A 5,800-nucleotide genomic window follows, 5' to 3' on the forward strand; every position below is an offset into this window, starting at 1 on the left:
GCAGGAGGAGCAAAATCTTGGAGTCCTGATCCTCAGACGAGCTTTTTGGCGGCAAAACCAGATCTTGCCATTCCCGGTAGCTGAGGCCAAGCCGAACCATTTCATTGATTTCGTGTCTATAACCTTCCAATCTTCTGTGCAATTCAATCATTGACTGGGCAGCCGCTATAACCCGATTAGCTCCCGAAGGCATCAGACTGAGGATGCCTTCTCTCCGGTCAGCAGCGCTCCAGGGTAGTGAATCCCAAGGTAGACGATTCCAAAATGTCAAACCTACACCAAGCGAAGATGGGGCAGTGAGCGCTAGGATAGCATTCCTAGATCTTGGCGATATGCTATCAATCCAGGCTTCAATGCCAAGTGTGTTGAAAATGGCTGGTCGTATGTGTTTATCAAACAGCTTGTCTACATTTGATTCGCCCGCTACATACTTGAGAATTTCCACAATGCTTGATAGGCTGACTTTTTGGCAAGCACTGTGAAGATATCCTGAAGGATCTTCAAACAGAAGCTTGACGTACCCCCTGATCCGAGGTCTCACGATCTCCTCCGCCTCGTCTAGGCGCTTCAGAGCCGTTTCATACTCCCCAAGCTCTAGGTAACACTTGATCTCCACAACATAGACTAAAGATAGGATTAGGATGTACTCCCGAGACAAAATACCGTTACCCTTATTCCAGTCAGAATCCCACGCAGCTTGATAATAGTGCTCGGCTTCGAGCAAGGGTTGAATGACCTCGCTTACCAATTGCTTCCTGTTGGTCGAGGAAGACATTTCTAGAGCTATTTCTGCAGCTTTAATTGCGGACCTAGCTTTAGCAAAGAACGACCGATCTATTTTTGATTTCCGAGATAGAAGCCTGGAGATTTTGGATTCGTGAATCGACTTGATTGAGCTTAGAGATAACGCTTGCAAAGCCCACGGCAGACAAGCCCAAGTTAGCCAGACCAAGGGCAGTATTGAATCGGGTTAAATTCAAGGCAGTATTTAGTGTATTCCAGACATCGATTAGTTTTAGGTTGATCTACCTCAACTGAATGTTGGCAATAATCCCATTGACAATGTCCACTCCGGGAATCCATTTGCCGATGCTATCTGCAAGTGTCAAGCCTCCAGTTTCTCTCAGCCAGGCTACCACCCGCTTAGAAGCCACTTCTCTCACAACACCGCCTATGCGCTCATAGGTGCCATCTTGCAGGCCTTTCAGGATGGCTTCGGGAATGTCTAGGATGACTTGCTCAGCAACCATAAATCAGCAGCTCCTTGTCCTTGGTGCCATCAGACTAGCACAGAGAAAACCTTCTGAAAGTACTTGTACTTAACTTGTACTTAAAAGTTTGCTAAAGCTTGAGGGAGGCCAGTCTCTTTGTTCTCAGTCGCAAAGGCGAGAGCCTATCATGGAAGTCTAGCCTCTCCTTACCGTTAGTCTGCCACTATGTCTGAGCCTTCTGGTCGCTTAGTTTGGAACCATTCCACTCACATCTCTGGCTTGATCCCTGTTCTGGAGCGCTTGACTCGACAACCAGGCATTAAAACTGTAACGCCGGGTGCCTTATCTTGCGCTCGCGGGCGGATCCCGCAGTTGCAGTTGCGGGTTTCTGTGCCCATTCGAGGGGGGTACAAGTTAGTTGCCCGCAAAGGCAGCAGCGTGCAGGAGGTCTTTGTGGTTACCGACCTCAGCCAGTCGGAGCTGGAAGCAGCGATTCGCCGCTGTTTAGAGTAGGTTTGAGTTTCTTGACAACGCAGCCCCGCCTCTTGGGCGCGCTATGTCCCGCGCTAGCGTCAAGCCCGCCCGCATTAGCGCCGTCCTGCCCGGATCCTTGGCGGCAAAGGCAGGCATTCAACCGGGGGAGGCGCTGGTGAGCATCAATGGCGAGCGGCCCCGCGACCTCATTGACTATCGCTTCCTCATTGCTGAGGAATATCTCTGCCTGGAGATCCTGGACAGCCAAGGGATCCCGCGCACGGTTGAGCTGGAAAAAGACGTTGACGAGGATCTGGGGCTGGAGTTTGAGACGGCTTTGTTCGATGGCCTCATCCAATGCAACAACGCCTGCCCCTTTTGCTTTATCGACCAACAGCCCCCTGAGATGCGGGCAACCTTGCATCTCAAAGACGACGACTACCGCCTCAGCTTTCTCTACGGCAGCTACCTCACCCTCACCAACTTGACCGCTGCCGAGTGGGATCGCATCGCCCGCCTGCGCCTTTCTCCTCTTTATGTGTCGGTACATGCCACCGAGCCGGAGCTGCGCAGCCGCCTGCTCAAAAACCCCCGCGCCGGCCTCATCTTGGAGCAGTTGGCCTGGTTTCGCCAACACCGCCTGCAACTGCATGCCCAGGTGGTGGTCTGCCCAGGCTGGAACGATGGGGAGCACCTCACCCGCACGCTCTTGGATCTAGCCGCCTTTCGTCGGCCAGAAGAAGGGATCCCAACTGTCCTCTCGGCGGCGGTGGTGCCAGTGGGGCTGACCCGCTTTCGCCCCCCCAATGATGAGCTGATCCCGGTGGATGCTGCCAAGGCGGCGGAGGTGATCGATCAGGTGGAAGCGCTACAGGCGCAGTTTCGGCAAGAATTGGGATCCACCTTTGCTTGGCTAGCCGATGAGTGGTATCTGCTGGCGGGGCGGGAATTGCCGCCGGAAAAACACTACGAAGATTACCCCCAACTGGGCAATGGGGTGGGATCCCTGCGGCTTTTTCTCAGCCAATTCGAGCAGCTCAAACTGCCGCCAGAGATCCCTGCTCCTCTCAAATTGCTTTGGGTGGTGGGCAATGCGGTGGAGCGAGCCTTCCAGCCTGTGGTGGAGCGGATGAACAGTATCCGCAGGTTGCAGTTGCATCTTTTGCCCCTTGCCAGCCAATTCTGGGGACAAACCCTGACGGTAACCGGGCTGCTGACAGGGCAGGACATCCTCAAGGCCTTGAAATCGGTTGAGAACCTGGCAAGTTACGACGGCCTGCTTCTGCCCCAGATTACCCTCAAGGATGGGGAGCGCTTCCTAGATGACCTCACCTGGCAAGACCTGCAAGCCCAGGCTGGGATCCCGGTGGTGCGGGTGGATGGTGGTCCAGCGGGCTTGTTGGAGGCAGTGCAGCGGCTAGGATCGAGGGCAAGTTTGGACAGGACGCCATGAGGCCATGCAATGGCTGCGGCAAGGCGTGCTCCTGCTGCTCTGGGCGGGGCTAGGGATTCTGGCCATTACGGCCTTGGCCTCTTTCTACGTCGATCTGGCCTGGTTTGCCGAACTGAACGCCCTGCCAGTGCTCTGGACACGGGTATTTGCCCGCTGGGGGCTGGGCCTAGGCGCCTTTGTCTTTGCCCTGGCAGTGGTAGGAGTCAACATCCGCGCCTGCTGGCGGGGAACAAACCCAGCCTGGGCCTGGGCCATTGCGTTGGGCCTGAGCGGCTGCTTGGCCTGGTTTCTTTCCCAGCACTGGTTTACGCTGCTGCTTTGGCTACACCAAGTGCCTGTGGGAGAGTCGGATCCAATCTTTAACCGCGATCTGGGCTTTTTTCTTTTCAGCTTGCCCTTTTGGAAAAAGCTCCAGCACTGGTGCTTCAACCTGGTGCTATTGACCTTGGTTGCCGTTGCTCTCATCTACTTTGTGGAGCTGGGACTCTCGGAACAGCGGCTGACGCTGGCCCTTTCCCTGTTTGCCCAGCGGCACTTGCTCATCCTGGGGGGAGCTCTGTTTCTGCTTCGGGCCTGGGGCCACTGGCTGGAGCGCTACAAGTTACTCTACTCCACCCGCGGCGTGGTTTTTGGAGCCGGTTTTACCGATGTGCACGCCACTTTGCCAGCTACCACTTTGATGAGTGGGGTGGCTTTCCTAACCGCCCTTGGCTTCTGGGCCTTGGCCCGCCAAGGGATCCGCCTCAACCTTCCCTTGTTCAAATCCTGGTGCCCCCCCTGGGCCAGCTCCCTACTGGCGCCAGCTCTGCTGTGGGGAGCCTACCTGGGGTTTGGGTTACTAACTACCCGGCTTTACCCCCACTTGGTGCAGACCTTCTTGGTTACCCCCAACGAGCTGGAGCTGGAACGCCCCTACCTCGAGCACAACATCCGTTTTACCCGCGCCGGCTTTGGCTTAACCCAGGTGGAGGTCAAGCCCTTCCCGGAGGAGGGATCCCTTACCTGGGAGATCCTGCAGCAAAATCAATCTACCCTGAGCAACGTGCGCCTTTGGGATGCGGAGCCCTTGTTGGCCACCTACCGCCAGCTCCAGGAGATCCGCCCCTACTACCAGTTTCCCTATGTGGATGTGGATCGCTACCGCATAGGGGGAGAGCTGCGCCAAGTCATGCATGCAGCACGCGAGCTGGACTTTGCCCAGGTACCCCCCGCGGCCCAAACTTGGGTTAACCGGCGCTTTTTCTACACCCACGGCTATGGCCTCACCCTCAGCCCAGTTAACGTGGTTACTCCGGAGGGGCTGCCAGACTTTTTTCTAGCGGATATCCCACCGCGGATTTCCCCGCGCTACCCGGAGGTAGCGGAGGTGCTGCAGGTGGATCAGCCGGCCCTCTACTACGGCGAGCTAACCACCACCGAGGTGTTTGTCGGCGCAGAGGCAAGAGAGCTAGACTACCCTGCTGCCGACCACTACGTCTACAGCAGCTACCGCGGCACAGGGGGTGTCCCCATTCCTCACCTTTGGCAGCGCTTTCTCTATGCCTGGCACTTCCGGGATCTGCGCATTCTCCTCAGCCGTGAGCTTTCCCCCAACACCCGCTTTCTCTACCGCCGCCAAATCCGCGAGCGGGTGCGCCAGGTGATGCCCTTTTTGCTCTACGACCAGGATCCCTACCTGGTGATTCAAGGCGGTAAGCTCTACTGGTTTTTCGACGCCTACACCACCAGCAGCCACTACCCCTACTCCGAGTACCTGCCTGACTTTCCCTTCAACTACATCCGCAACTCCGTCAAGGCGGTGCTGGATGCCTACAACGGCAGCATCAACTGGTACATAGCTGACCCTCAGGATCCTTTCATCCAAGCCTACGCCCGCATCTACCCCACGCTGTTCAAGCCCCTGGAGGCCATGCCGGAGCCGCTGCGGCAGCACATCCGCTACCCCCAGGATCTCTTCCGACTGCAGGCCCAGCAATTTGCCACCTACCACATGACGGATCCCCGCCTTTTCTACAACCGGGAAGATCAGTGGCAGATCCCCAACCAATTCCGCAGAGGGCGGCGCCTCCCCATGCAGCCCCAGTACCTCATCCTCACCTTGCCGGAGGAGCGGCAGAAGGGATCCCCCAACGAACCTGAGTTCGTCTTGCTCTCTCCCTTCACCCCCCTCAACAAGCAAAACATGGTGGCTTGGATGGCCGCCCGCTGCGATGGGGAAAACTACGGCAAGTTGCTAGTGTACGAGTTTTCCAAGCAGCGTCTCATCTACGGCCCGGAGCAGGTGGAGGCGCGGGTGAACCAGGATCCCGCCATTTCCGAGCAAATTGCCCTCTGGAATGAACATGGGTCGCGGGTTAACCTGGGTACCCTGCTGGTTATCCCCATCGAGACCTCCCTTCTCTATGTCCAGCCTCTCTACCTGGAGGCGGAACAGGGCCGCCTGCCTCAGCTTACCCGGGTCATCGCCGCCTACGAAGACCGGGTGGTCATGGAGCCAACCCTCGCCCAGGCTCTAGAAGCCCTCTTCTCCCTCACCCTCCGCTAAGCCAGGATTTGCTGAGGGAGAGTTGACAGACCTTAACGGTTGGATTAAGGTTAGGTTGTCCATCTTCGCACTTCCACAGGGAAGTTAGGCTTTATGACCACTGTTCTCCAACGTCGC

5 protein-coding genes are annotated in these 5,800 nt (G+C 56.7%); 3 read left to right on the forward strand and 2 right to left on the reverse strand.

All coding sequences use genetic code 11. From position 1 onward, the window contains the following. Nucleotides 1-775, reverse strand: a 775-nt coding sequence (locus NW806_RS10840; RefSeq protein WP_414411114.1) for a hypothetical protein, incomplete at its 3' end; no start/stop codon positions are given. 250 nt (nt 776-1,025) lie between these two features. Then, complete coding sequence (locus NW806_RS10845) at nt 1,026-1,250, reverse strand: hypothetical protein (protein WP_414411115.1); 225 nt, start codon at nt 1,248-1,250, stop codon at nt 1,026-1,028. A gap of 186 nt (nt 1,251-1,436) precedes the next feature. Between NW806_RS10845 and NW806_RS10850 the strand changes: the two genes are divergently transcribed. From NW806_RS10850 to NW806_RS10860, 3 genes are read left to right on the forward strand one after another with little or no spacing between them, the layout of a single operon-like run. Further along, nucleotides 1,437-1,724 (forward strand): DUF2103 domain-containing protein, encoded by a 288-nt coding sequence (locus NW806_RS10850; protein ID WP_414406032.1) that lies wholly within the window; start codon nt 1,437-1,439, stop codon nt 1,722-1,724. Between the two features lie 43 nt (nt 1,725-1,767). After that, complete coding sequence (locus tag NW806_RS10855) at nt 1,768-3,138, forward strand: TIGR03279 family radical SAM protein (protein WP_414411116.1); 1,371 nt, start codon at nt 1,768-1,770, stop codon at nt 3,136-3,138. Nucleotides 3,139-3,142: 4 nt separating this feature from the next. Then, a complete protein-coding gene (locus NW806_RS10860; protein WP_414411117.1) occupies nt 3,143-5,683 on the forward strand; it encodes a UPF0182 family protein in 2,541 nt (846 codons plus the stop codon). Nucleotides 5,684-5,800: the final 117 nt, after the last annotated feature.

Origin of the sequence: Synechococcus sp. W65.1 (assembly GCF_047461615.1) — a bacterium.
In the GTDB taxonomy this organism is placed as follows: Bacteria; Cyanobacteriota; Cyanobacteriia; order Thermostichales; family Thermostichaceae; genus Thermostichus.